Here is a 23,946-nt window from a genome sequence, read left to right as displayed (position 1 = left end):
AGACACTCCCTGCCCGCCGGAGGGGAAACAGCCTTGGCCGTCCCAGCCCCTGCCCGTTACCGGACAGGGATTGAGAATGGGACAGGATCAGGCGTCCTGACCGGATCGGTCGCCCAGGGTCACATCCAGGGTGACTTCTTTACCCTTCCGCAGAACCTCGATCTGCGCCGCCTCGCCCGGGGCGTTCACCGCCACGGCGGCGGTCAGATCGCGCAGCTCGCTGATCTCGGTTTCGCCAAAGCGCAGCACAACGTCGCCGGCTTTCAGGCCCGCCTCAGCCGCCGGGCTTTCCGCCACCACGCTTTCAATCACCACGCCCTTGCCAGCCTCCCGGCCCAGCACATTGGCGGCGTCCTCAGACAATGGCTTGATTTGCACACCCAGCCAGCCGCGGGCAATCTCGCCGTCATCTTCCAGGTCGGCGACGATCTTCTGCACCATGTCCGAAGGCACCGCAAAGCCGATCCCAACCGAGCCGCCGCCCGGCGAATAGATCATGGTGTTGACGCCCACCACTTCTCCTGAAGCATTGAACAGCGGGCCGCCGGAGTTGCCCTTGTTGATCGCCGCATCGGTCTGGATGAAGTTGTCAAACGGCCCTGCGTTGATGTTGCGCGAGGTGGCCGAGACGATGCCCGAGGTCACAGTTCCCGCAAGGCCAAAGGGGCTGCCCATGGCCAGAACCTCATCACCGACGCGCAATGCGTCCGAGGAACCGAACTCGACAACCGTCAGCGGCGCATCCGCCTCGACTTTCAGCAGGGCAATATCGGTCAGCGGGTCGGCGCCGATCACGGTGGCCTCGTGCTTGCTGCCGTCGGCCAGGGTGACTGACACGGATTGCGCGTTGTCGATCACATGGTGGTTGGTGACGATCAGCCCCTCGTCTGAGATCACAAAGCCGGAGCCTGCGCCCTTGACCGGGCGGTCATGATCGAACTGCGGAATGCGGCCGCCAAAACGGCGCATGAATTCCTCCATGAACTTGTCGTTCGGCATGGCTTGGCGGTCGGCCGCAGGCTGCGCCTTGCCGGTGACCTCGACAAAGACCACCGCAGGCGAGATGGTCTCGACCAGATCAGCGTAGCCGCCGGCGGGCACCGCCATCGCGGGCGCGGGGGCCAGGGCAAACAGGGCCGCAGCCGAAGCAGCAGCGGTGAGGGCAAAAGCAAACCGTTTGGGAGCGTTGGTTTCGGGCATCTTCTTTTCCTTGCGTTCGAAGTGATGCAAGGCAAATGGAAGGCCCGGATTTCAATGTCCTGACGCATTCTATACAGATCTGTAATGTGTGCCTGAACCTGTTCCGGTGTAATTCAGGCAGGCAGCAAAGCGGGGGAAGCCTTGAAGATCCTGGTGATAGAAGACGATGCCACCACCGGTCCTTATGTGGCTGCGGGATTGCGCGAGGAAGGCCATACAGCCGATCTCATCACCGACGGCCGCGAGGGGCTGCTGCAGGCGACCGCTGCGGATTACGATGTGCTGATCATCGACCGGATGGTGCCCAGCCTTGATGGGCTGAGCCTGATCAAGACCCTGCGCGGCGCCGGTGTACGGACCCCCGCCATCATGCTGACCGCGCTCAGCGGGGTGAATGACCGGATCGACGGGCTGGAGGCCGGGGCGGACGACTATCTGGTCAAACCCTTCGCCTTTGGCGAGCTGGCCGCGCGTGTTGCCGCCCTCGCCCGCCGTCCGGGGCTGCAAACGCAGGAAACCGTGCTGAAAGCAGGAGATCTGGAGATGGATCTGGTCCGCCGCAAGGTGACCCGCGGCGGCCAGGAGATCGACTTGCTGCCGCGCGAGTTCCGCCTGCTGGAGCACCTTTTGCGGCGCAAGGGCCGGGTGCAGACCCGGACCATGCTGCTGGAGGCGGTCTGGGACATCAGCTTTGACCCGCAGACCAATGTGGTGGAGACCCATATCTCCCGCCTGCGGGCCAAGGTCGACCGGCCTTTTGCGAGTGAATTGATCGAAACCGTGCGCGGCGCGGGGTACCGGATTGCCGAATGACCTGAAGTCCCGTGCACGGGCGTTGCTGCGCTCCTCGCCGATGCGGCAGTCGCTGTGGCTGTCGCTGCTGTTTGTGGCTGCCAGCTCGCTAAGCCTGGGCATTACCTATTACGTGGCGCAGGGGGCGCAGCGCCAGGCAATCGAGGAAAGCCTGACCCAGGACATGGCGGGCTTCCGCGCGACGCCTTCTGCTGCGGCACTGGCGGCCATCGTCAATGCCGAAACCGCTGAGACCGACCCGCAGCGCCGCTTGCTCAGCTACCGCCGGTTCGGCGGGCGGGTGGTGGCCGGCAATGCCGCGATTATGCAGCAGCAGGAGGGGTTCCGGATCATTGCCCTGGGCCCTGAACCGGTCGAGATCCAAGGCCGCTTTATTTCCCTCAGCGAGTACATCCACGGTGGGCTGCTGACCGTCGCCCAGACTGCAGAGCCGCTGGATACTCTCCGCCAGACTTTCCTGCGGGTCTTTCTTTTCAGCCTGCTGCCCGCAATAGGCATCGCTGTGCTGGGCGGGGTGTTGCTGGCGCGCCGTTCGGCGCGGGCGCTGCGGGGGATCGAGCACACTTTGTCGGCGCTGACCTCCGGCGATCTCAGCGCCCGGGTGCCGGAGACCGTTCAGAGCAAAGGCGACATTGGCCGTATCGGCCACAGCGTGAACCGCATGGCCGAGGCGCAGCAGCAATCGACCGAGGCGCTGCGGCAGGTTTCGGCGGATATAGCGCATGACCTGAAAACCCCGATCCAGCGAGTGGCGGTGCAGCTGGCCCGGCTGCAGGAGGTGTCGGATCTGCCGGCCGCGGCACAGGATCTGGCCGATCAGGCGCTGGAGGAAACCCGCCGCATCACCAGCACGTTTCAGGCCTTGCTGCAGATTGCCCAGCTGGAAGGCGGCACGCCGAAGTCTCGGTTTGAGCCAGTGGACCTGTGCGAAGTTGCTGCCACCTTTGCCGAGATTTATGAACCGGCGGCGGAGGAGCAGAACCGGTCCTTTGCGCTCAGCCTGCCGGATACGCCGGTTCTGGTCGCCGGCGACCGGGCGCTGATCGGCCAGATGCTGGCTAACCTGATCGAAAACGCGCTGCGCCACACGCCGGAGGGTACCGGTATCAGCCTGTCGCTGCAGCAAGGCGAAGCTGCAACCCTGTCAGTGCGCGACCACGGGCCCGGCATCCCGGAAGCGGAACACAAAAACGTGCTGCGCCGTCTCTACCGGCTGGAGCAGAGCCGCACCACCCCGGGCAGCGGCCTTGGCCTGAGCCTGGTTGCCGCCATTGCCGACCTGCACGGCGCCGAATTGAAACTCAGCAGCGCCGAACCCGGGCTGCAAGCGGATGTGATCTTCCCCGTGTCTTGAACCGAAAGGAATTCTTATGAGCACCGCCCTTCTGATCAAGGCTTTCGGGGCCTTCTTTGCGATCATGAACCCGTTTGTGAACCTGCCGATCTTTCTGGCCATCACTGACGGGTTTTCTGTCGCGCAGCAGCGGATGCTGGCGGTCAAGGTGGTTTGCTACTCGGCGATCATGTGCGGGGTGATCCTGCTGGCAGGCCAAGCGATCATCAGTTTCTTCGGCATCACCATCGACCAGTTCCGCATTGCCGGCGGCGCGGTGCTTGCGCATATCGCCTGGTCGATGCTGAATGGCGAGGGCTTTGCGTCGCACCACGGCTCCGGCGCCGAACAGACAGACATGCAGGCGCTGTCCGGGCTGGCCTTCTACCCGGTGACTTTCCCGATGATCGTCGGCCCCGGCACCATTGCCACCATCATCATCTATACCGGCCACGCCGGCGGTGCCGCCGGGCTGTCCGCCGTCGCTCTGGTCCTTGGCGCGGTGCTGGCGCTGCTGTTTGCGGTCCTTTTCTTTGCCTCCTTCTTTGGCAAGCTGCTGACCGCCACCATGCGGGTGATCATGGTGCGGCTGATGGGGATGATCCTGCTGGCCATCGCGGTCGAGATGCTGACCGCCGGGATCAAGGCCGTGCTGCCCGGCCTGGCCTGACCCTCAACTGTTGAACTTGGGCGGCCGCTTCTCCAGGAAAGCGGCCATGCCTTCCTGCTGTGCTGGCAAGCCATAGAGCGCATGATACATCTGCCGCTCAAAGCGTAAGCCGCTTTCCAGCGTGCTTTGGTCGGCCATGTTCACACAAGCTCGCGCCATTTGCGCAATGTTGCGCGGGAAGCTTGCGATGGTGTCGGCCACTTCTTGCGCCGTGCCCATCAGTTCAGATGCGGGTACCACCCGGCTCACCAGCCCCATCTGCAAGGCGGTTCCTGCGTCGATCATTTTCCCTGTGAGGATCATGTCCATCGCCCGGGCCCGCCCCACCAGCCGGGTCAGCCGCTGGCTGCCGCCGATGCCGGGGATGCAGCCGATCTTGATTTCCGGCTGGCCAAAGCGGGCGGTGTCCGCCGCCAGGATCACGTCGCACATCATCGCCACCTCGCAGCCGCCGCCCAGGGCATAGCCGCCGACGGCCGCCACCTTGGGCAGGCGCAAGGCAGCAAAGCGGTCCCAGCCGGCGAAGAAATCGCTCTCTTGCATCGAAGTGTAGTTTTGCACGGCCAGCTCGGCGATATCGGCACCGGCCGCAAAGGCGCGCTCACTGCCAGTTAGGATCAAGCAGCCGATGCCAGGGTCCTTGTCAAAGGCGGTGGCGGCGGCCAGCACCTCCTCCATCACTTGGGTGTTGAGCGCATTCAACTGCTCCGGCCGGTCAAAGCGGATGGTGGCGACGCGGCCCTCTGTATTTGTCTTGATGGTTTCGAACATGTGGATTTTCCTCGGAAAAACGGGTCTGCCCGGCGCGGCGGCCGGGCAAATGATCAGCTGTCCCAGATCGCGCCATAGGCGGGGATGCCAAGGCTTTCCATGTCATGCACCACCTGGCGGGTGAGCTTCTGGTTGGAGATCACGATCACCGCCTCGGCGCCGCTGTCGCGCACCGCTTGCAAGGCCAAGGCCGACAGGTTCGGTTTGCCGCGCGCGTCGGTGTCCCAGATCAGCGGGCTTTCGGTATGGGCCTCGATCTCATCCACCAGCGCATCGCCATATGTCGCGCGCGGGCTGCGGGTGGACCAGATCAGCCGGTTCGGGACATCTCCGGCCAAGAGATGCGGCAGGATCGGGCCGATGCCGGAGCCGGTGCCGACATAGACCACCTTCCTGAACAGCACTTCGATCCGCGCCACGCCCGAGGTGGTGATCCCCTTGACCCAGACTTTGTCCGGCGGGTTGTCGATGAACCGCCCGGTCCAGTCCCCGGCCCGGCTGATTGCCAGCCTGTAGCCCGTCTGATCCGGCGCCGGGATATTGGCAAAGGAGTGGTATTCGCCAAAAGGCGTATGGCTGATCGCGTTGGAGCTGCCGGGAAACGGCGTGTCGCCATAATCGAACCGCGCCAGCACCGCGTGGTTCGAGGGCTTCACGATCTCCACATCCACCCGCTTCAGCGTCAGCCAGGGCGAGGCAATCGACAGCGTGATCAGGCACAGCATCCAGAAGGCCGGCGTCTGCAGCAGCTCGCCGCCTGTATCACGGGTCAGCGACACGGTTTGCGCCCAGAACAGAGCCAGCACGGTCCAGCCGGCAAAGCGGTGGATCTTCTCAAACGTGTTGTGAAAGCGGGCGCGGATGGGGCCGAGGGCTGAGATCACCATCAGCACCATCAGGGCAATCATCGCTGTACTCAGGCCCAGCGTCAGGTCCGAGGGCAGCGCCGCGCCCTGCATCCGGTTCGCGGCCATGGCAAACAGCAGGAAGCCGAACCAGACGGTGCCTGCCACCGTGCCGCCGGAGTGCAAGCCCCCGAAGTGGAAGACCTTGCCCGCGCCCCAGCGGATCCACAGCGGCCAGCTGACCGGCACCCGTGTCGCCAGCCAGAACAGCGCGTTCACCACCCGTTGCTGGCGGATCAGGATACCCAGCGACAGGTTGATCAGCGCCATATCGGCGATAGGGCTAAGCACATAGGCACCGCCGGAGATCCAGCGCCCGTCGCGCAGCTCGATCACAAACACGGCCAGATTGACTGCGGCCACGAGAAAGGCCAGGCGGCGGTACTCCATCAGCGCCGGATGCCGGGTGACCCGCCGCCAGTTGAAGGCGCGGGAGTCCAGATTGGTGGTTTGCGTGGTCATCAGTTCAGCTCCACACCTGCGTCAGCGATATGCGCCTGCGCCATCTGTAAAAGCAGCCGTTTGTCGAGCTTGCCGCGCGGCGTGCGGGGCAGACCTTCCATCGGCAGCACCACGGTAGGCTTGCAGTAATAGGGCAGCCGCGCGCGCACCTCATGTACCGCCTTCTTGGGGCAGGCACCGCCGGGGGAGATGAAGCTCACTAGATTGCGGGCGTCGTATTTCAAGGTCACCGCCTGCTCACAGCACTCCGAGCATTCCAGGGCCGAGGAGACCCCGTCCAGCTCCACCCGGAAGCCGCGGATCTTGACCAGATCGTCGACCCGGCCAAAGTGCTCCAGCGCGCCATCTTCGGTCCAGCGGCCCAGGTCGCGGGTGCGGAACATCATGTGGCCGGGGCGGAACGGGTCGGGGCGGTAGCGTTCATCCGTAAGGTCAGGATTGGCCAGGTATCCGGCGGTGACGCAATCGCCGCCGGCCCACATCTCGCCCTTGTGGCCGATCGGCAGCGGCTCCAGGTTTTCGCCCAGGATGTAGACCGTGTTGTTCGGCGTCGGCCGCCCGATCGACACCACCGGCTTGTCCGGAAGATGCGGCTCGGCGGGGTTGATGATGGTGGTCTCGGTCGGCCCGCAGGAATTGTAAAAAGTGCAGAAGCCGGACCAGGTATCGGCCAGAGGCCGCGGGCAGGGCTCACCCGCCACCGCCGCAACCTTGACTTGCAGGCAGCGGCCGGCATCCAGCGCGTTCAGGATCGAGGGGGTAGCGATCAGCACATCCACCTTCTCCGCCGTCTCCTGGATAGATTTCCCGCGAATGACCAGCGTGGCGCCGTTCGACAGGGCTCCCAGCGTCTCCCAGGCGGCCATGTCAAAGGCAATCGACAGGATCTGCCCCACCTTCAGCCCCGGACGCATGCCCAGATCCCCGGGCGCGGTCAGCAGGATGTTGGCGAGGTTTGCATGGGTCACCTGCACCCCGTTCGGCACGCCGGTGGTGCCGGAGGTGAACAGGATCATCGCCAGGTCACCGGCGCGCGCGGCGTGCAGCTCAGGGTCCGGCGCCGGCGCATCCAGTGCCGGGTCGTAGGCTACGGTGTCGATGGTGATCAGGGTTTGATCCGCCGCCACCGGCACCTGCCCTGACAGCTCGCTGAGGCTCAGGATCACTTTTGCGCCAGTCACGCCAGCGATATGACGCAGAGTCTCAGGCGGCGCGACACCCACATGCTGCGGCACATAGGCTGCGCCAAGCTTCAGGATTGCGGCAATGCCCACCAGCATCTCCAGCGAGCGGTGCAGATAGAGGCACACGGCATCGCCGCGTTTCACCCCATGCGCCTGCAGCACCCCTGCAAGGCGGTCCGAGGCGGCATCCAGCGCGCCATAGGTCATGCTGCGGTCCCCTGCCTCGGCTGCAACGGTCTGCGGCCGGGTTGCCATTTGATTCAGGAGGGCCGCTGAAATTGTGGCAAACCGCGGCTGCTCCACGGGGCCAAACCCAAAGGCCAGGAAGCGCGCCCGGTCGGCGGCGCTGAGACCGGCCAGCGGGTCCTCTTCACCGCTCTGAACGGCAGGCGGTGTGAGCGGGTGGAAACCGGAAAGGAAATTGGCGGCTATGTCCTGCATAACATTCTCCTGAGGTTAAAATTCACCTCAATTTGATAATGGGAAATTTTCCCATTAGAATTCACAACAGATCAAAAACCGCTCACGAAGCCGTTGGATGTGTAAACAAAGTGTTAATGGTAGAGGGATCTGACCCTTTGGATTCTTGCGTATGACGACCGGAACCGACGACCCGTTTGAAGCCGCCCTGGCGGCGCTGCTTGCCCCCTTGGCGCAAGCCATGGTGGCACGCGGGCTGACGCTGGGCACAGCCAATGAGGCGCTGAAGAAAGCGCTGCTGGAGGCGGCGCTGGCGACCTCGGAGGGTAAGGTCAGCGACAGCAAAGCCAGCTTGCTCACCGGCATTCATCGCAAAGATATCAAACGGTTACGTGCGGAGGAGAGCGAAGGTCCGCCCCGCCGCAGCGTCAATGCCGCGGCTTTGGTGCTCAGCTACTGGGCCACCGCGCCTGAGTACCAGCACAAGAACGGAAGCCCCCGCGACCTGCCCCGCAGCGGCAGCAAAAACAGCCCTGGGTTTGATGAACTGGTGAGGCAGACCCGTGCCGATATGGCGCCCGGAACCGTGCTGCAAGCCTTGCTTGGCCAGGGCGCGGTCGAACTGCAGGAAGACGGCAGGCTTCGGCTGCTCACCCACACGCTTTTGCCAGCAGCGGGCAGTGCCGAGCAGGTTGCAGCCTACCAGGCGACCCTGTCAGCGCATCTGGCGGCGGCGACTCAGAATCTTTTGGCCGGGAACGGCGACTCCCGGAATTTCGACCGCGCGGTGCGCTATTCCCACCTGTCGCCTGCCTCGGTTGAAAAGCTGCACCGGCTCTCGGCGCAGAAGGCTCAGGCGCTGCTGGAAGAGATCAACGCCGAGGCCCGCGCCCTGCAGGAGAAAGAGGCAGAGAGCAGCTTTGACGGCCGGTTTGTCCTTGGCGCTTACATCCTGCCCTCCCCCGGCGGAACCTCAGAAGAGGAAGAAGAGACATGAGCGTGCTCCAGCGGCTTTTGCTTTGGGTTCTTGCCGCCGCGGCGGCGGCCTCGCTTGCCGTGGCGCAAGAGAGCGAAGAACGGGAGGGTGGCATCATCGGCACCGGTATTGCCGGCACGGTGACCAGTCTTGGCAGCATCTATGTGAATGGCCAGCACATCCGGCTGGACAGCGGTATGCCAGTGGAGGATGCGCTGCCCGCAATGACGGCAGCAGATCTGCGCCCGGGCCACACCGTGGCGGTTACCGCCAGGCTTGAAGGCGGCAGCTGGCGCGCATTGCATATCCGTCAGGTCCTGCCGCTTGCAGGCCCGGTGGAGGCCGTTGAAAATGGCCGGCTGACCATCCTGGGCAGCACAGTAGAGGCCGGCGCCCTGGCCGAGGACGTTCAGCCGGGGGACTGGCTGGCGGTCAGCGGCCTGTGGCAGGGAAACCGGGTGCTGGCCTCGCGCTTGGATGCAATCCCGGCAGGCAGCCTGGCAAGGATCAGCGGCACTTACCTGGGTGCTGATAACCGTGAGCGCCATCTGGTCGGCGGCTCGGTGCTGGGCGGCTTGCAGCCCCAGCACTTGCAGCCGGGCGGGATACTGCGGGTCTTTGGGTCTCCGATCCCTGGCGGCATTGCTGCCAGCCGGATCGAAACCGGTCTCTTTGGCACCGCGACCGGCCTGGTGCAGGTTGAGGGCTACTACTCCGCGCCGCAGCCCGACGGGCTCTATACCGTGCTGGGCAGCGGGCTGGTGGCCTATACCAGCAACCCGGCCATGATCAGTACCGCCGAGCGGGTGGTTCATTGCGGCTCCGGCGGACAGCTGGGGCAGTTGCCCGCGCAACAGCCTGAGCTGGAGGCTCTGGTCCGCAAACTGGGCTGCAAAGAGGGGCAGTAAAGCGGTTCAGCCGGTGAGATCGCGCAGCACGGCTGCAAGACGTTTAGTCAGCCGCGGAATGATCCGCTCATCCACGCCGGAGAAGCCCAGCACCAATGCTGCGCGGTTCAATGGTTCAATGCAGTAAACCGAGATCGGCAGAGAGTCGATGCCCGCCTCCAGCAGCGCGTCATGTGCGGCCTGATCGTCGATGCCTGCCTTCAGCCAGGCCACCATATGCATGCCGGCATCCGTGCGCTCGGGCTCCAGGAATTCACCGCAATCGCGTGCCAGGCTCTCAAACAGGACATCGCGCCGGGCCCGGTACAGCCGGCGCATCTTGCGGATATGCTCGGTGAACCGCCCGTCTGCCATGAACCGCGCCATTGCCTCCTCCACCACGGCGGAAGAGTTCTGTCCCAGGAGATTGCGGGCAGTGGCAAAGGTTTCGGTGAACTCCGGCGGCACCACCACATAGCCGAGCCGCATCGCCGCAAACATCGACTTGGAGAACGTGCCCACATAGAACACCCGCCGCGCGCTGTCCAAGGCGCTGAGCGCAGGCAGCGGCCGGCCGCGGTAGCGGAACTCGCTGTCGTAGTCGTCCTCGATGATCCAGGCGTTGTTCTCCTGCGCGTAATTGAGCAGCGCCAGCCGCCGTCCCAGGCTCATGGTAGTGCCCAAAGGCTGCTGGTGCGAGGGCGTGGTAAAGATCAGCGCAGGCTTCGGGTGCCGTCCCATCGCGTGATCCAAATCCAGCCCCTCGCCATCCACCGGCACCGGCGCCACATTGGCGCCCATGATCTGCATCACGTCCCGGCCGGCGATATGGCCGGGGTTCTCGTACCAGACCGTATCGCCTTGGTTCAGCAGCACAAAGGCGATCAGCACAAAGGCCTGCTGCGCGCCCGAGGTGATGATCACCCGTTCCGCATCCACTTTCATGCCGCGCGCATCCGCCAGATGCCGGGCGATTGCCTCGCGCAGGCTCGCATTTCCATTCACCTGCCCGTAGCTGAGGCTGCGGCGCGCATCTCGCGCCATCGCCTCGGCCAGGTATTTGTTCCACAGCTTCACCGGAAACTGATCCAGCGCCGGCACGCCGGGACGGAACGGCGCGGTCTCGCCATAGCGCGCCACCGATTTCGACGCGGCAATGGTCCGCGCCCGGGTGGAAATCTCGATCCCCGACGGCTTGTCCTTGCGCCGCGGGGTGCGGACCTGGGGGAAGGCCTCGGTGTCCAGCCCGTCCGCCACAAAGGTGCCGGCGCCGGTCTTGGCCTGCGCATAGCCCTCGGCGATGATCTGTTCATAGACGTTTTTCACCGTGATCCGCGAAATCCCCAGCTCCTGCGCCAGCTCGCGGGTAGAGGGCAGCTTTTGTCCCGGCGCCAGCGAACCGTCTAGGATCAGCCGCCGCAAGGAGGCATCCAGCTGCCTGTAGATCGGCACTGACGAGTCGCGTTCGATTGTGAAACCTTGCAGCAGCGCGCCGCCCGGGGATTTTGGCATGGCTCTTAGTGGGTCTATAAATGGATCAATAGCGGGTATAGTTGATGTACCCACTCTTGGATAGCCTCAATCCCAATCGGCGCGCCCCGCGCGTCACGGGTTCACGAAGGTTTGAGGCCGATCCATGACCAGAATTGAAGATTACGCATTCCCCAAAGGGCTCGACCTTTTGCGGGCTTGGCAGGCGGGCGACGCTGAAGCCAAAGCAGAAATGACACGGGTATTCGACGCCGCCATCGCCGGCGACTTCGACGCCAATTTCGGGCAAAAGGCCGACCCGGGCCGCGTCAATAGCGTGGCCTCGGTCCACATGCTGGCGCTGGCGGTGCTGAACGACCTCTATGGCATCGAGACCCGCGAGTATTATCACGAGGACCCCTACCGCTATGTCCGCGCCAACCTCGCGGTCAGCCGTCTCTTGGGGGTGAACAAGTTCTACATCACCTGGGCGCTTTATGCCTGGTCCTGCGAGCCGCTGGGCCAGACCATGATGTACCCGGACAAGTACCCGCCGGGCGCCGACCCGGATGACATGCTGATCAACAAGGACAACTGGCGCGACCTCAAGACCCCGGATTTCACCACCGGCGTGCCTCTGGCGATCACCAACATCCTGCGGGTGCATGAAGAGCTGACTGGCCTGCCGCCGCTCTTGCAGATCACCGCGCCCTACAGCCTCGCCGCCGACATCTACGGGCAGGAGCCGCTCTTGGGCGACGTGGTGAACGACCCGGACGAGGTGAACGCGCTGCTTGACCACTTGGGCGACGTGGTGCTGGGCCCCTGGATGGACCACCATATCGCCACCTTCCCGAACGGCTGGATCGAACTCTCCGACGCCTCCGGCTCGCCCTTCTTCATCGGGCCTGACAACTGCAAGAACATGTCGATCCGCTCAATCCGCCATATGCTGCGGGACAAGCCCTATGCCGACCGGGTGTTTGACAACAACTACCGCGGCGACCATGTGGCGCTGGCCAAGAAGAAAGACCGGCGCTCCCGCCGCCGAGGCGGCACAGAGGCCAGCGGCGCAGCCGCACCGGAGCTGGCGCCCTCTGAAAACCCGGCACTGCTGGAGTTGACCGACGCCAAGGTCAGCGCCAACCCGGTCTTCATCATGAGGCTGGCCGCAGATAACGTGGATATTTCGTTCTATGAAGACCAGGCGATCAAGCGCAACATGCCGCTGACCTCGGGCATCGGCTCGCCGCAGATCGACCGCAACAGCATCGAGGATCTGGACGCCACCAAGGCCGAAACCCGCGAGATGGCGCGCGCGCATGTGGCGGCGATCCGCAATGTCTGCGCCAATGTGGATCTGCCCGGGGACAACCACGTCAGCCAGGCTTGGCCCAGCCATATCTATTTCGAGGACGTCAACCTGCACACGCAGTTCGATCTGGTCGAGATCATTCTGGAAGAAGTCTACAATTCGGACCCGATCCAGTTCAAAGCTTGAGAGGCTCACTCCCGCGCCAGGTATGATCCCCTGCCTGGCGGCATGGACCGGCCCTAGGGCCGGTCTTTTTTGTTCAGGCAGAGGTTAAGCCTTCATCGGCTGACCCGCCGCGTAAGTCTGCGCGATGGAGCGGTCGTCACCCAGGGTTTGCAGGACGAACAGTTCCTCCGACAACGTCTCGGCCCGCTGCATCCGCAGGTCCATCGCGTGGGTGGCGCGGGAATCCAGCACCACGATGTCGGCTTCAGTCCCGGCCTCCAGCGTACCGATCTTGTCCTCCAGCCCCAGCGCCACCGCATTGCCGCGGGTGATCCAGTGGAAGGCGCGTAATGGGTGCAGCTTCTGGTTCTGCAGCTGCAGGACCTTATAGCCCTCGTTCAGGGTCTGCAGCATCGAATAGCTGGTGCCGGCGCCGATGTCGGTGGCAATCGCGTTGGTGATACCGCGGCTGCGCAGGCCAGCATCGTCAAACAGCCCGCTGCCCAGGAATAGGTTTGAGGTCGGGCAGAACACTGGCTTGGCCTGGGTCTCGGCCAGCGCATCGATCTCGCGCGGCTGCAGGTGGATCGAGTGGCCCAGCAGCATCTTTTCCGTCAGCAGCCCGTAGGATTGGTAGACATCCAGATAGTCCCGCGCCTGCGGGTAGAGCTCAGCGGTAAAGGCGATCTCGTCGTGGTTTTCCGACAGATGGGTCTGGACGTAGCAGTCCGGATGCTCCTTCACCAAGGCGCCGGCCATCTCCATCTGGTCGGGGGTGGAGGTAATGGCGAAGCGCGGGGTGATTGCATACATGCCGCGGCCTTGGCAGTGATACTTGGCAATCAGCTCCTTGGTGTCGTCATAGCCGCTGACCGGCGTATCCAGCAGGCCCTCGGGCGCGTTGCGGTCCATCAGCACCTTGCCGCCGATCATCCGCATGTTGCGGCGCGCGGCCTCGTTGAAATAGGCCTCGGCGGAGGTTTTGTGGACCGAGCAATAGGCGACGGCCGTGGTGGTGCCATGGCTGGTCAGCAGGTCGAAGAAATGCCCGGCCATCTCGGCGCTGTGGCCCGCGTCGGCAAAACGCACCTCCTCGGGGAAAGTGTAATTGTTCAGCCACTCCAAAAGCTGCGAGCCCCAGGAGGCGATCACCTGCACCTGCGGGAAATGCAGGTGGGTGTCGATGAAACCGGCCATCAGGATATGCGGGCGGTGGTCGATCACCTTGGCGCCGTTTGCTTGGGCGGAAACGTCGCCGTAGCTGCCCTTGGCCAGGATCATGCCGTCCGCCACCAGCAGCGCGCCGTCTTCGATGAACTCATAGGCGCTGGTGTCGTCAGCGCCTTGCGGCTCGGCGGTGAAGGAAAGCACCCGCCCGCGCAGCAGCGTCTGTTTCGATGTCATGTCTTTAATGTCCTTGTTGACTGGCAGGGGGCGGTGGCCCGCCCCCTGCCCTGTTCCGTGAGTGAGTTTGAGGTTATTCGCCTGCCGGCAGATGCGGCACATGGGGCTTGGCGCCGTCCTCTTCCGCTTCCTCACCCTCATCCGCCTTGTGGAAGATCGGGTAGATGAATAGGAAGGCTGCAGCGATCAGGTAACCCAGGGCAATGCCGCTGAACTCCGGCCAATGCAGGCTGGCCGAGTGGATCACGCCCACCAGCGCCATGCCCGCCGCCGCCAGGGCAAAGCCGCCCGCGTTGCGGAAGTCGCCGTCGATCACGCTGGCCACGATGGCGCCCCAGATCAGGCCGGTCAGGATCGCACCCTGGCTGAGCGCCAGATGGCCTTCATAGTGCGCCCCCTGCTGCAGCAGCGCCGCAGTCAGCTCCGGATCGCCCAGCTGGGCCATGCCGGTGGCGCCCAATGCGCCCAAGGCGCCGGCCAGCGCGCCCCATTTCACCACCAGGAAGGCAGAGACATGCGGCATCATTGCGATGGTCACCGCGGCGATGTGATCGGTTTTCACCGAATGCGCGGTATTGGTCACCAGGCTCAGCGCCACAAACACCAGCACCGGCGCGGCAGCAGCCACGGGGATCAGGTTGTTGAGGAACGCCAGGAGACCAAAGAAGGCGGCAAAGGGGATCACAATGCCAACGCCGATGATATAGCCCGAACGTGCGCCCATCCGCTTATAGGCCGGGTGGCCGATGTAGGCGGTGGTCGGGAACGGCGAGCCGAAGACCGCACCGATCATGGTTCCAACACCGTCGGTCACCTGGCAGACGCCGACCGGGTAATGGTCGCCCGCCGCTTCGGCGCTTTCGACGTTGTTCATGGTTTCGATGAAGTTGTAGATCTGCACCGGCACCAGAACCAGGAACAGCTCCGGGTTGGCGAACAGATGCTGGATGCCCGCAATCAGGTCGCCGAAATACGGGATCGGCAGGTAGACACCCACGCCTTCGAACGAGACCGAGGCCTTGCCCATGCCAAGCGCCACAACAGTACCGACGATCAGCGCGAGCAGACCTGCCGGGATGTTGAACGGCAGCCGGTGGCGGCCGACCAGGCCCCAAAGGATGATGATCATCGAAGCAAAGCCGATGAACGGATCCTCAAAGATCGTCGCAAGCGGCACGGTGCCAATGAACACCAGCGCAATGCCGCAGAGGGTGCCGAGCATGCCCGCACGCGGGGTCACGCGCTTCAGCCACGGCCCGACGATGGCGCCCAGGGCAGCAACGATGCCGCCCATGAAGCCCGCGCCGATACCCACCTGCCAGGCCAGCATCGCGTCATTGGTGGACCAGTAGATCGGCCCGATCACGCCGAACAGATAGACGAACATGACGGGCGTCGAGATGCCATAGGGCAGCGCGGTCACGTCGCGCTCCTCTTTCTCGGCGATGTGCTTTGCCATCCAGGTGTAGACTGCGATACCGGCCAGGATCGCCACTGCGGCGCCGGGCACGATGCGGCCGAACACGATGTCGGCAGGCATGTTGAAGACAAACTGACAGATGCCCGAAAGCACGATCAGGTTGATCAGGTTGTCGGTGAACAGCGCCCAGAATGCACTGAAGTCATTCCGCGCGAACAGTTTGTACGTATAGCTCCGCCCTGTGGTCATGGCGGCCTCCTCCTGTCAAGAGGACGCAGTCCTTAACGGCTGAATGCTCCAGCCGTGTCTCCCTCTGCGTCCGGTTGCTTGCCCCTTTGGGGCAGGTCAGTGCTCCGTGATGGAGCGGACGCGGCAGTTTCAGAGGTCAAATCAGCGATCACTTCCGCCGCCACGAAGGCGGCGATGACGCTGGGCCGCTTGTCGCGGCTACCGCTTGCCCCGATGGGGCAGATGAGACGGTCGCTTGCAAGACCGTCGCAATGGTCCCGGCACCAGCGGCGGAACTTCTCCCGCTTGGTGGCCGATCCGATCAGCCCGACATAGCCCGCATCGCCGCGCTGCAGGGCAGCGGAGGCAAGCAGGAAGTCGAGCGCATGATCATGGGTGAGAACAACAAAGGCGCTGCCCGCAGGTGCGGTGGCGATGTCGATCTCAGGAATGGCGCTTTGGCGGATTTCCACATCCGCTTGGCACAAGGCCAGCTCTTCGGCGCGCTGGTCGATCAGGATGCAGCGCACCGGCATATGCTGGAACAGATCCGCCAGCGCCCGGCCCACATGGCCCGCGCCCATCACATAGACATGCGGCAGCGCCTGTTCCTCGGCCTGCTGGCGGGCAAGGGCGTCTTCGCGGTCAGCCTGGCGCATCTGCGCCAGCGACATTTCCACCCTTCCGCCGCAGCACTGGCCGATCTCCGGCCCCAGCGGCACGTCCAGCGTGTCGCTGATCACATGCTGCTTCAGCATCCGCCGCGCATGGTCGATGGCAATATATTCCAGCTGGCCGCCGCCGATGGTCCCCCACAGGCCTTCCGCCGCCACAAACATGCAGGTGCCGGCCTCGCGCGGGGAGGAACCGCGAACGCGGGTCAACGCGACCTGCACCACGTTGACGTGGCTGGCTAGAAAATCCTGAAGGGAAGGGCGGCGGGCCATGGCTCAGCCCCGATCTTTGAGGGTTTCGATCGCCATCAGCACGCGCTCCGGCGTGGCGGGCGCATCCAGGCGCGGGCAGTGTTTGTAGTCCGCAGTGCTGGCGACAGCCATCGACAGCGCCTCGAACACCGAGATGCCCAGCATGAAGGGCGGCTCGCCCACGGCCTTGGACCGTTTGATGGTGCGCTTCTTGTTCACCGACCATTCGGCCAGCTGCGTGTTGAAGATGCGCGGCCGGTCAGAGGCCAGCGGGATCTTGTAGGTTGAGGGCGCGTGGGTGAGCAACCGGCCCTCGCCGTCCCACCACAGTTCTTCCGTGGTGAGCCAGCCCATGCCCTGGATGAACGCGCCCTCTACCTGGCCCTTGTCCAGGATTGGGTTCAGCGAGCGGCCCACGTCGTGCAGGATGTCGGTGCGCTCGACCCGGTATTCGCCGGTCAGCGTGTCGACAGACACCTCGGAGCAGGACGCGCCATAGGCGTAGTAGAAAAACGGCTGCCCCTTGCCCGCCGCGCGGTCCCAGTGGATCTCCGGCGTCTTATAAAAACCCGCCGCCGACAGGTGAACGCGGGCCATATAGGCCTCTTTCACCAGCGTGTCGAAAGAAATCACCTCACCGCCGATGCGCACACGGTTGGGCAGGAATTCGACTTCGGCCTCTGAGACCTCGTATTTCTCCGCCGCGAATTTGGTCAGCCGGGCAATGATCTGCTCCGCCGCATCCAGTGCCGCCATGCCGTTGAGGTCCGACCCGGACGAGGCCGCAGTGGCCGAAGTGTTCGGCACTTTCTCGGTCGTCGTCTTGGTGATCTTGATGCGCTCGAAATCCACCTGGAAGGCATCGGCCACCACTTGCGCCACCTTGGTGTTGAGGCCCTGCCCCATCTCGGTGCCGCCGTGATTCAAGTGGATCGAGCCGTCATTGTAAACATGGATCAGCGAACCCGCCTGATTGTACCAGGTCGCGGTGAAGGAGATGCCGAATTTCACCGGGGTGAGCGCAATGCCCTTCTTGATGATCTTCGAGTCCTTGTTGAAGGCGATGATCTCTTCGCGGCGCTTGCGGTACTCAGCGTTTTCCTCCAGCTCCGTGATCAGCCGGTCGAGGATATTGTCCTCCACCTTCTGATGGTAAGGCGTCAGGTCGCGGCCTTCTTCGCCATAGAAATTGGCCTTACGAACATCCAAGGGATCCTTGCCGAGCGCATAGGCGATCTCTTCGATCATCCGTTCCGCCGCAACCACCCCCTGCGGGCCGCCAAAGCCGCGGAAGGCGGTGTTGGAGACGGTGTTGGTCTTCATCGGACGGCTTTTCAGCAGCACATTCGGGTAGAAATAGGCGTTATCCGCATGGAACAGCGCCCGGTCGGTGACCGGACCGGACAGGTCCGAGGAATAGCCGCAGCGCGCGGCAAAGCCGCCCTCGACCGCCTGGATACGCCCCTCATCGTCAAAGGCCACGTCATAGTCGATCACAAAGTCATGGCGCTTGCCGGTGGCGGTCATGTCCTGATCGCGGTCCGGGCGGATCTTTACAGGCCGGTTGTGCTTCTTCGCGGCAATGGCAGCCACCGCGCAGAACAGGTTCATCTGGCTTTCCTTGCCGCCAAAGCCGCCGCCCATCCGGCGCACGTTGACGGTCACCGCATTGTTCGCAACGCCCAGAACATGCGCCACCATATGCTGCGCCTCGCTGGGGTGCTGGGTGGAGCAATGCACGGTCACATCCTCGTCTTCGCCGGGAATGGCAAAGGCGATGTGGCCCTCCAGATACATGTGGTCCTGGCCGCCAACGGTCATCTGCGCCTGGATGCGGTGGGGCGCATCTTTGCGGCCCGCCTCCACATCGCCGCGCTCCAGCTTCAGCGGATCGGTGACCATGGGATACCCGGCCAGCTGCGCCTGAACCGGATCCAGCGCGTGCGGCAGCAACTCGTAATCTACCTTTGCTAGTTCGGCGGCACGGCGGGCCGCGTCGCGGGTTTCGGCAATCACCGCAAACATCGGCTGGCCGTGGAACTCCACCTTCTCCGTCGGGAAGACCGGCTCATCATGCTTGCCGGTGGGGCTGATATCATTGACGCCAGGAACGTCCGCAGCGGTCAGCACATCCACCACGCCGGGGGCGTTGCGGACAGCGGTGAGGTCGATGCCTTTGATATTGGCATGCGCCACGGTGGAGGCACCGAGGTAGGCGTGCAGCGTGCCATAGGGTTCGGCGATATCGTCGGTGTATTCGGCGCGGCCGGTCACATGCTTGATCGCACTGTCGTGCTGGCGGTCATGATGCACGGCGCCGCTGATGGTCTGATGGTCTTTCATCTCAAATCCTCCTCAGGCGACGGCCAACCGGACGGCACCGGCGGTTCCCGCATCGTTTTCCAGATAGAAGCGGCGCAGCAGGTTGCTGGCCGACAGCGCGCGGTACTCGGCAGAGGCGCGCCAGTCGCTGAGCGGAGTGAAGTCCTGCTTCACCGCTTCCGCTGCTGCGTCAAACGCAGCCTCGCCCCAGGGCTGGCCCACCAGAGCCGCCTCGGCGCCCGCGGCGCGTTTGGGCGTTGCCGCCATGCCGCCGAATGCGATCCGCGCAGAGGTGATCACGCCGTCCTTCACGGTCACGCTGACCCCAGCAGCAACCGAGGAGATATCCTCATCCCGGCGCTTGGAGATCTTGTAGGCGGCATCAATCTGGCCCGCTGCAGCCCGCGGAATGCGGATCGAGGCAACAAAGTCCCCCGGTTCCCGGTCCTGCTTGCCGTAGTCGATAAAGAAATCCTCGAGCGGCAGGGTGCGCGAACCGCCCTTTTTCTGCAGCGTCACTTCAGCGCTCAGAGAAATCAGCACCGGCGGGGTGTCCCCGATGGGGGAGCCGTTGGCGATATTGCCGCCGATGGTGCCCATGTTGCGCACTTGCCAGCCGGCGATGCGGTCCCAGTAGTCGCTAAGGTGCGGGAAGGCATCGCGGATGGCTTCTTCGCTTTCGGTATAGGTGACGCCGGCACCAATGATAAGCGCCTCATCCGTCAGCTCAACCGCCTTCAGCTCCTCCAGATGGGCAACAAACACCACCGGAGAGATCGGCTTCATGAACTTGGTCACCCACAGGCCCACATCGGTGGAGCCCGCAACAATGGTTGCCTTGGGGTTCACCGCCAGCACCTCTGCCAGATCCGCCGCATCCAGCGGCAGGATGGCGCGGTCGTCTTCTGGACCGGTCACCACCCGGGCCTGCGGCTGGATTGCCTGCAGCTTGGCGGTCAGGCTCTCACGCTCGGTGGTCAGGTAATCATTGGCCGGGGTGCCGTATTGGTTAACCGCCAGCGCGGCTTTCACGATCGGCTCATAGCCGGTGCAGCGGCAGAGGTTGCCCTGCACGGCGATTTCCACCTCGGCCTCACTCGGCTGCGGGTTTTCCATCCACAGCGCGTAAAGCGACATCACAAAGCCGGGGGTGCAGAAGCCGCACTGGCTGCCGTGGTATTCGACCATCGCCTGCTGTACCGGGTGCAGCCGTCCGTTCGGGCCGGACAGATGCTCCACCGTCACCACATGGCAGCCGTTCAGAGACGCCAGGAAGCGGATACAGGCGTTCACCGCCTCATAGCGCAGGGCGCCATTATGCAGCCGGCCCACCAGCACAGTGCAGGCGCCGCAGTCGCCCTCGGCGCAACCTTCCTTGGTGCCGGTCAGGCGCTGCTCCAGCCGCAGGAAATCCAACAGGGTCGTAGTCGCCTTCACGTCCTTGACCGATAGCTCCCGCCCGTTCAGCAGAAAGCGAATGTCGTTTTGATGTTCCATCTGGCCTCCAAGTAGTCGCTGGACAGCTTCTAGTTCTGTTGCTTCATTTTTACCTTGTCTGACTGCCACGGTTAACGGCTGCAATCGAGAAAGGCTTTCAACACCCTGTTGAAAATGGTTAGGCTAATAGGTGCCGGAACCGGCCGCAATTGCGCCGTATGATCCATGGCCCAAGCGCCGATTGCGCCCCGCAAAGGACTGTTAAACATGTCTTATCTGGAATCCCTGCGCGTTTTTACCCGAGTCGTTGAACTGGGCAGCATCACCTCTGGCGGGCGCGATTTACGGCTGACGCCGGCGGTGGCCAGCAAGCGGATCAAGGAGCTTGAAAAGCATCTAGGCGTGCGTTTGTTCAACCGCACCACGAGATCACTGACCCCGACCGAGGTAGGACAGCTGTTTTATGCCGAGGCTAAGAAGGTGCTCGAATCGATTGAGGACGCCGAGGCGGTGGTCTCTCAGTTCTCCGAGGCGCCGCGCGGGGTGATCCGGGTGACTGCGCCGCTGGGCGTCGGCCGCCGCATCATTGCGCCACTGGTGCCCGCCTTTGTCGAGGACTATCCGGCCACCGAAATCCGCATGCGGATGTCGGACCGCAAGGTGGATATCCTGGCGGACGGGCTGGATGTGGCGTTCTTTATCGGAACCCCGCATGACTCCACCCTGAAGATGCGCAAGATCGCCGATTGCACCCGGGTTCTGTGCGCAGCGCCGGAGTATCTGGAACGCCACGGCACCCCGCAGGTTCCGGAGGATCTGTTGAGCGGCCACAACTGCCTGCTGCTGCGCTACCCGCGCTCGCCCGAATACTACTGGACACTGGAAACGCCCGAGGGCCCGCGCAAGCTGGAGGTTTCGGGCAAATACGATGCGGACGACAGCGACGTGCTGACCAATTGGGCGCTGGACGGGCGCGGCATCGTCAACAAGCCGTGGTTTGATGTGGCGGCCCATCTGCGCTCCGGCGCGCTGGTTAAGGTGCTGCCGGACACCCCGCCGGAGCCGACCATTTTCGGCTGCCTCTACCCGCACCGGAAACTGCAGGATCCGAAGGTCCGCCTGTTTGTGGACTACGCGGTGAAACACGGGCTTGCCGCCTTCCGGCGCAGCGAGGCCGGGGAGTAGCATCCCTTCCTTCTAGCGGCTGTCCGGTGCACAGGCGGTGTACAGGGGGTGCACGCATGGTGCCAAAGAAAAACGGCCCTGCCGCGCAGGCAGGGCCGTTTCTGATTTACTGCAGAGCCGGATCAGTTTGAAGCCAGCGCAAACGGCAGATCCTTGGAAGCGCTGCCGTACCAGCGGCGGATCAGCGCTCGCTCATCCTCCTCCATATAGGTGACGTTGGCAGGCGGCATCGCATGGGTGGCACCGGACTGGAGGTAGATGTCACGCGCGTATTTCGCCACATCCGCCGGGGTCTCCAGCAGCACGTTCTTGGGCGCGCGGCGGATGCCTTCATAGTAGGGCTCCCGCGCGTGGCACATGGCGCAGCGGCCCGGTACCACATTCATCACGTCCTCAAAATGCTGGTTGCTGGCAAACACTTGCTCGGTCTTGTTCAGCTCGCGCGCTTCGGAGTCCTCGTAAGTATCCTGCTGCAGCGGCGCCTGGCTCAGGATCATCACGCCGATGAACAGGATGGCGGTCACCGGCCAGGTCCAGGTCGGGTTGCTGGTGCCTGCGTGGTTGCTGTTGAAGTAGTGGCGGATGGTCACGCCCATCAGGAACACCAGCGCTGCGATCAGCCAGTTGTACTCGGTGGCAAAGGCCAGCGGGTAGTGGTTGGACAGCATCAGGAACACCACCGGCAGCGTCAGGTAGTTGTTGTGGGTCGAGCGCAGCTTGGCGATCTTGCCGTATTTGGCATCCGGAGTGCGGCCTTCCTGCAGGTCCTTCACCACGATGCGCTGGTTCGGCATGATGATGAAAAAGACGTTTGCGGTCATGATGGTCGCCGTAAAGGCACCCAGGTGCAGCATCACTGCCCGGCCGGTGAAGATCTGATTGTAGCCCCAGCCCATGGCCACCAGAAGCACGAACAGCAGCACCATCAGGAAGGTCGGTTTTTCTCCCAGCGGCGACTTGCACAGGAAGTCATAGACGATCCAGCCGATGGTCAGCGATGCGCCGGAAATCAGGATGCCCTGCCACAGGGCCAGGTCGGCCTTGCTGGCGTCAATCAGATACAGCTCGCCGCCCGCCCAGTAGACGATCATCAAAAGCGCCGCACCCGACAGCCAGGTGGCGTAGCTCTCCCATTTGAACCAAATCAGATGGTCCGGCATGTTTTCCGGCGCCACCAGGTATTTCTGGATGTGGTAGAAACCGCCGCCATGGACCTGCCATTCCTCGCCATGCGCGCCGACCGGCAGATGCGGAACCTTCCGCAGGCCAAGGTCCAGCGCCACGAAGTAGAAGGACGATCCGATCCAGGCAATGGCGGTGATGACGTGAAGCCAGCGGACTGCAAAGCCCAGCCAGTCCCACATGATCACAAGCTCTTCCATTGTTCTCTCCTCATAAGCTTTGGCAAGGACACTAGAGCATGCCGCTATTTTCATGTATTAGGTAAAAAACCCAAGCTGTTTCAAAATAACACAAAGAATACGTGAATGGCCTATCTCGACAATATCCGCACTTTCGTCCGCGTCTATGAACTTGGCAACATGTCCGCCGCTGCGCGCGACATGCGGATATCGGCGGCGGTGGCGTCGTCGCGGATTTCTCAGCTGGAAGAACACCTTAACGTGCGCCTCTTCCAACGCACCACGCGGCTGCTCAATCCCACGGAACAAGGCAACCTGTTCTATCACGGCGCGGTCAAGATCCTGGAAGCTGTGGATGAGGCAGAGGCCGATATCAGCAGCGTGACGCAAACGCCGCGCGGCACGCTCTATGTGGCGGCGCCGCTGGGGCTGGGACAGCGGCTGATCGCGCCCGCAGTGCCAAAGTTCAACGAAGCCTACCCGCTGATTTCAATCCGGCTGCGGCTGTCGGACCGCAAGCTGGACCTGGCGGCCGAGGGGCTGGATGCGTCCTTCTTCCTGGGCGTGCCGGAAGATTCCAACCTGCGCATCCGCAAGATTGCCGATTGCCCGCGGGTGCTCTGCGCGTCGCCAGAGTACATCAAACAGCGCGGCCAGCCCGCCAGCAGCGAGGAGCTGAAGACCGAGGCGCATGATTGCCTCAACCTGCGCTATCCTGGCGCACCGGAATTTCAATGGCCGCTGCGCAGCCGCGACGGGGTCAAGCGGGTGACGGTCACCGGGCCGTTTGAATCGGATCACGGCGACGTGCTGACCAATTGGGCCTTGGACGGGCATGGGATCATTCTGAAGCCGGTGTTTGAGATTTCCGAGCATCTGACCTCAGGCCGGCTGGCGCCGGTGCTGGCAGAGGAGCCGCCGATTCCGATCCAGATGGCCTGCCTCTATGTCCACCGCCGCCACCAGGACCCCAAGGTGCGCCTGTTCATGGACTTTATGGTGGATCACATCCAGGGCGCCCTCCCCTCAGAATGAAAAAGCCCGCCCCAGTTGCCTGGGACGGGAACCGCCGGCAGATGCCAAGCGGGAGGA

Annotated in this window: 19 protein-coding genes; 8 read left to right on the top strand and 11 right to left on the bottom strand. The window is 63.5% G+C overall.

Features of this window, described 5'->3' with window-relative positions:
* Nucleotides 1-87 precede the first annotated feature (87 nt).
* Nucleotides 88-1,200, bottom strand: a complete 1,113-nt coding sequence (locus tag RA19_RS21590; protein WP_039166865.1) for a trypsin-like peptidase domain-containing protein — start codon at nucleotides 1,198-1,200, stop codon at nucleotides 88-90.
* 141 nt (nucleotides 1,201-1,341) lie between these two features.
* Here RA19_RS21590 and RA19_RS21585 point away from each other — a divergent pair, with 141 nt between their 5' ends.
* Genes RA19_RS21585 through RA19_RS21575 form a run of 3 tightly spaced genes read left to right on the top strand, consistent with a single transcriptional unit; the run spans nucleotide 1,342 to nucleotide 4,016 of the window.
* Nucleotides 1,342-2,013 carry a winged helix-turn-helix domain-containing protein gene (locus RA19_RS21585; RefSeq protein ID WP_039166822.1) on the top strand — a complete coding sequence of 224 codons (672 nt, stop codon included), beginning with the start codon at nucleotides 1,342-1,344 and terminating at the stop codon, nucleotides 2,011-2,013.
* Nucleotides 2,003-3,367 carry a HAMP domain-containing sensor histidine kinase gene (locus RA19_RS21580; RefSeq protein WP_052261970.1) on the top strand — a complete coding sequence of 455 codons (1,365 nt, stop codon included), beginning with the start codon at nucleotides 2,003-2,005 and terminating at the stop codon, nucleotides 3,365-3,367. Before RA19_RS21585 ends, RA19_RS21580 begins: the two co-directional genes overlap by 11 nt.
* 16 nt (nucleotides 3,368-3,383) lie before the next feature.
* The gene (locus tag RA19_RS21575; protein ID WP_039166819.1) at nucleotides 3,384-4,016 is read left to right on the top strand and encodes a MarC family protein; all 633 of its coding nucleotides are present in this window, start codon (nucleotides 3,384-3,386) and stop codon (nucleotides 4,014-4,016) included.
* 3 nt (nucleotides 4,017-4,019) lie between these two features.
* Here RA19_RS21575 and RA19_RS21570 read toward each other — a convergent pair whose 3' ends face one another.
* The 3 genes from RA19_RS21570 to RA19_RS21560 are packed head-to-tail and all read right to left on the bottom strand — an operon-like array spanning nucleotide 4,020 to nucleotide 7,779.
* Nucleotides 4,020-4,787 carry an enoyl-CoA hydratase-related protein gene (locus tag RA19_RS21570; RefSeq protein ID WP_039166815.1) on the bottom strand — a complete coding sequence of 256 codons (768 nt, stop codon included), beginning with the start codon at nucleotides 4,785-4,787 and terminating at the stop codon, nucleotides 4,020-4,022.
* A 53-nt stretch (nucleotides 4,788-4,840) separates the two neighbouring features.
* Nucleotides 4,841-6,154, bottom strand: a complete 1,314-nt coding sequence (locus RA19_RS21565) for a hypothetical protein (protein WP_052261969.1) — start codon at nucleotides 6,152-6,154, stop codon at nucleotides 4,841-4,843.
* A complete protein-coding gene (locus RA19_RS21560; protein WP_039166813.1) occupies nucleotides 6,154-7,779 on the bottom strand; it encodes an AMP-binding protein in 1,626 nt (541 codons plus the stop codon). The genes RA19_RS21565 and RA19_RS21560 overlap by 1 nt, the downstream gene beginning before the upstream one ends.
* Nucleotides 7,780-7,930: 151 nt before the next feature.
* Here RA19_RS21560 and RA19_RS21555 point away from each other — a divergent pair, with 151 nt between their 5' ends.
* Both RA19_RS21555 and RA19_RS21550 read left to right on the top strand, forming a co-directional pair.
* Nucleotides 7,931-8,755 (top strand): DUF6502 family protein, encoded by an 825-nt coding sequence (locus RA19_RS21555; RefSeq protein WP_039166811.1) that lies wholly within the window; start codon nucleotides 7,931-7,933, stop codon nucleotides 8,753-8,755.
* Nucleotides 8,752-9,642 (top strand): DUF5666 domain-containing protein, encoded by an 891-nt coding sequence (locus RA19_RS21550; protein WP_039166810.1) that lies wholly within the window; start codon nucleotides 8,752-8,754, stop codon nucleotides 9,640-9,642. Before RA19_RS21555 ends, RA19_RS21550 begins: the two co-directional genes overlap by 4 nt.
* A 6-nt stretch (nucleotides 9,643-9,648) precedes the next feature.
* Here RA19_RS21550 and pdxR read toward each other — a convergent pair whose 3' ends face one another.
* Nucleotides 9,649-11,133 carry a MocR-like pyridoxine biosynthesis transcription factor PdxR gene (gene pdxR, locus RA19_RS21545; protein WP_039166808.1) on the bottom strand — a complete coding sequence of 495 codons (1,485 nt, stop codon included), beginning with the start codon at nucleotides 11,131-11,133 and terminating at the stop codon, nucleotides 9,649-9,651.
* Nucleotides 11,134-11,257: 124 nt separating this feature from the next.
* Between pdxR and RA19_RS21540 the strand changes: the two genes are divergently transcribed.
* Nucleotides 11,258-12,592 carry a uroporphyrinogen decarboxylase family protein gene (locus RA19_RS21540; RefSeq protein ID WP_039166806.1) on the top strand — a complete coding sequence of 445 codons (1,335 nt, stop codon included), beginning with the start codon at nucleotides 11,258-11,260 and terminating at the stop codon, nucleotides 12,590-12,592.
* An 84-nt stretch (nucleotides 12,593-12,676) separates the two neighbouring features.
* On the opposite strand, the gene guaD is transcribed toward RA19_RS21540, so the two are convergent.
* The 5 genes from guaD to xdhA all read right to left on the bottom strand — a co-directional run bounded on the left by guaD (nucleotide 12,677) and on the right by xdhA (nucleotide 20,368).
* The gene (guaD, locus tag RA19_RS21535; RefSeq protein WP_039166860.1) at nucleotides 12,677-13,975 is read right to left on the bottom strand and encodes a guanine deaminase; all 1,299 of its coding nucleotides are present in this window, start codon (nucleotides 13,973-13,975) and stop codon (nucleotides 12,677-12,679) included.
* Nucleotides 13,976-14,048: 73 nt separating this feature from the next.
* Nucleotides 14,049-15,644, bottom strand: a complete 1,596-nt coding sequence (locus tag RA19_RS21530) for a xanthine/uracil/vitamin C permease (protein WP_039166803.1) — start codon at nucleotides 15,642-15,644, stop codon at nucleotides 14,049-14,051.
* Between the two features lie 32 nt (nucleotides 15,645-15,676).
* On the bottom strand, nucleotides 15,677-16,570 hold the full coding sequence (xdhC, locus tag RA19_RS21525) for a xanthine dehydrogenase accessory protein XdhC (RefSeq protein WP_039166800.1): 894 nt from the start codon (nucleotides 16,568-16,570) through the stop codon (nucleotides 15,677-15,679).
* Nucleotides 16,571-16,573: 3 nt separating this feature from the next.
* Nucleotides 16,574-18,892 (bottom strand): xanthine dehydrogenase molybdopterin binding subunit, encoded by a 2,319-nt coding sequence (xdhB, locus tag RA19_RS21520; RefSeq protein WP_039166798.1) that lies wholly within the window; start codon nucleotides 18,890-18,892, stop codon nucleotides 16,574-16,576.
* A gap of 12 nt (nucleotides 18,893-18,904) precedes the next feature.
* The gene (gene xdhA, locus RA19_RS21515) at nucleotides 18,905-20,368 is read right to left on the bottom strand and encodes a xanthine dehydrogenase small subunit (protein ID WP_039166796.1); all 1,464 of its coding nucleotides are present in this window, start codon (nucleotides 20,366-20,368) and stop codon (nucleotides 18,905-18,907) included.
* A gap of 207 nt (nucleotides 20,369-20,575) precedes the next feature.
* Between xdhA and RA19_RS21510 the strand changes: the two genes are divergently transcribed.
* Nucleotides 20,576-21,493, top strand: a complete 918-nt coding sequence (locus RA19_RS21510; protein ID WP_039166793.1) for a LysR family transcriptional regulator — start codon at nucleotides 20,576-20,578, stop codon at nucleotides 21,491-21,493.
* 122 nt (nucleotides 21,494-21,615) lie between these two features.
* Here RA19_RS21510 and RA19_RS21505 read toward each other — a convergent pair whose 3' ends face one another.
* Nucleotides 21,616-22,875: a urate hydroxylase PuuD gene (locus tag RA19_RS21505; protein ID WP_039166789.1), complete on the bottom strand. Its 1,260-nt coding sequence runs from the start codon at nucleotides 22,873-22,875 to the stop codon at nucleotides 21,616-21,618.
* 105 nt (nucleotides 22,876-22,980) lie between these two features.
* On the opposite strand from RA19_RS21505, the gene RA19_RS21500 reads away from it, so the two are divergent.
* Nucleotides 22,981-23,889: a LysR family transcriptional regulator gene (locus RA19_RS21500; RefSeq protein ID WP_039166787.1), complete on the top strand. Its 909-nt coding sequence runs from the start codon at nucleotides 22,981-22,983 to the stop codon at nucleotides 23,887-23,889.
* The last annotated feature ends 57 nt before the right edge of the window (nucleotides 23,890-23,946 follow it).

This window comes from Leisingera sp. ANG-M1 (assembly GCF_000813745.1).
Taxonomy (GTDB): Bacteria; Pseudomonadota; Alphaproteobacteria; order Rhodobacterales; family Rhodobacteraceae; genus Leisingera.
The sequence above is the reverse complement of the archived record's forward strand: the minus strand, read 5'-3'. Positions and strand labels throughout refer to the sequence as shown.

What these genes read in the sequence shown, in the direction of transcription:
- RA19_RS21590 (WP_039166865.1), bottom strand. Translation starts at nt 1,200, where the DNA reads ATGCCCGAAACCAACGCTCCCAAACGGTTTGCTTTTGCCCTCACCGCT.
- RA19_RS21575 (WP_039166819.1), top strand. Translation starts at nt 3,384, where the DNA reads ATGAGCACCGCCCTTCTGATCAAGGCTTTCGGGGCCTTCTTTGCGATC.
- RA19_RS21570 (WP_039166815.1), bottom strand. Translation starts at nt 4,787, where the DNA reads ATGTTCGAAACCATCAAGACAAATACAGAGGGCCGCGTCGCCACCATC.
- RA19_RS21565 (WP_052261969.1), bottom strand. Translation starts at nt 6,154, where the DNA reads ATGACCACGCAAACCACCAATCTGGACTCCCGCGCCTTCAACTGGCGG.
- RA19_RS21560 (WP_039166813.1), bottom strand. Translation starts at nt 7,779, where the DNA reads ATGCAGGACATAGCCGCCAATTTCCTTTCCGGTTTCCACCCGCTCACA.
- RA19_RS21555 (WP_039166811.1), top strand. Translation starts at nt 7,931, where the DNA reads ATGACGACCGGAACCGACGACCCGTTTGAAGCCGCCCTGGCGGCGCTG.
- RA19_RS21550 (WP_039166810.1), top strand. Translation starts at nt 8,752, where the DNA reads ATGAGCGTGCTCCAGCGGCTTTTGCTTTGGGTTCTTGCCGCCGCGGCG.
- pdxR (WP_039166808.1), bottom strand. Translation starts at nt 11,133, where the DNA reads ATGCCAAAATCCCCGGGCGGCGCGCTGCTGCAAGGTTTCACAATCGAA.
- RA19_RS21540 (WP_039166806.1), top strand. Translation starts at nt 11,258, where the DNA reads ATGACCAGAATTGAAGATTACGCATTCCCCAAAGGGCTCGACCTTTTG.
- guaD (WP_039166860.1), bottom strand. Translation starts at nt 13,975, where the DNA reads ATGACATCGAAACAGACGCTGCTGCGCGGGCGGGTGCTTTCCTTCACC.
- RA19_RS21530 (WP_039166803.1), bottom strand. Translation starts at nt 15,644, where the DNA reads ATGACCACAGGGCGGAGCTATACGTACAAACTGTTCGCGCGGAATGAC.
- xdhC (WP_039166800.1), bottom strand. Translation starts at nt 16,570, where the DNA reads ATGGCCCGCCGCCCTTCCCTTCAGGATTTTCTAGCCAGCCACGTCAAC.
- xdhB (WP_039166798.1), bottom strand. Translation starts at nt 18,892, where the DNA reads ATGAAAGACCATCAGACCATCAGCGGCGCCGTGCATCATGACCGCCAG.
- xdhA (WP_039166796.1), bottom strand. Translation starts at nt 20,368, where the DNA reads ATGGAACATCAAAACGACATTCGCTTTCTGCTGAACGGGCGGGAGCTA.
- RA19_RS21510 (WP_039166793.1), top strand. Translation starts at nt 20,576, where the DNA reads ATGTCTTATCTGGAATCCCTGCGCGTTTTTACCCGAGTCGTTGAACTG.
- RA19_RS21505 (WP_039166789.1), bottom strand. Translation starts at nt 22,875, where the DNA reads ATGGAAGAGCTTGTGATCATGTGGGACTGGCTGGGCTTTGCAGTCCGC.
- RA19_RS21500 (WP_039166787.1), top strand. Translation starts at nt 22,981, where the DNA reads ATGGCCTATCTCGACAATATCCGCACTTTCGTCCGCGTCTATGAACTT.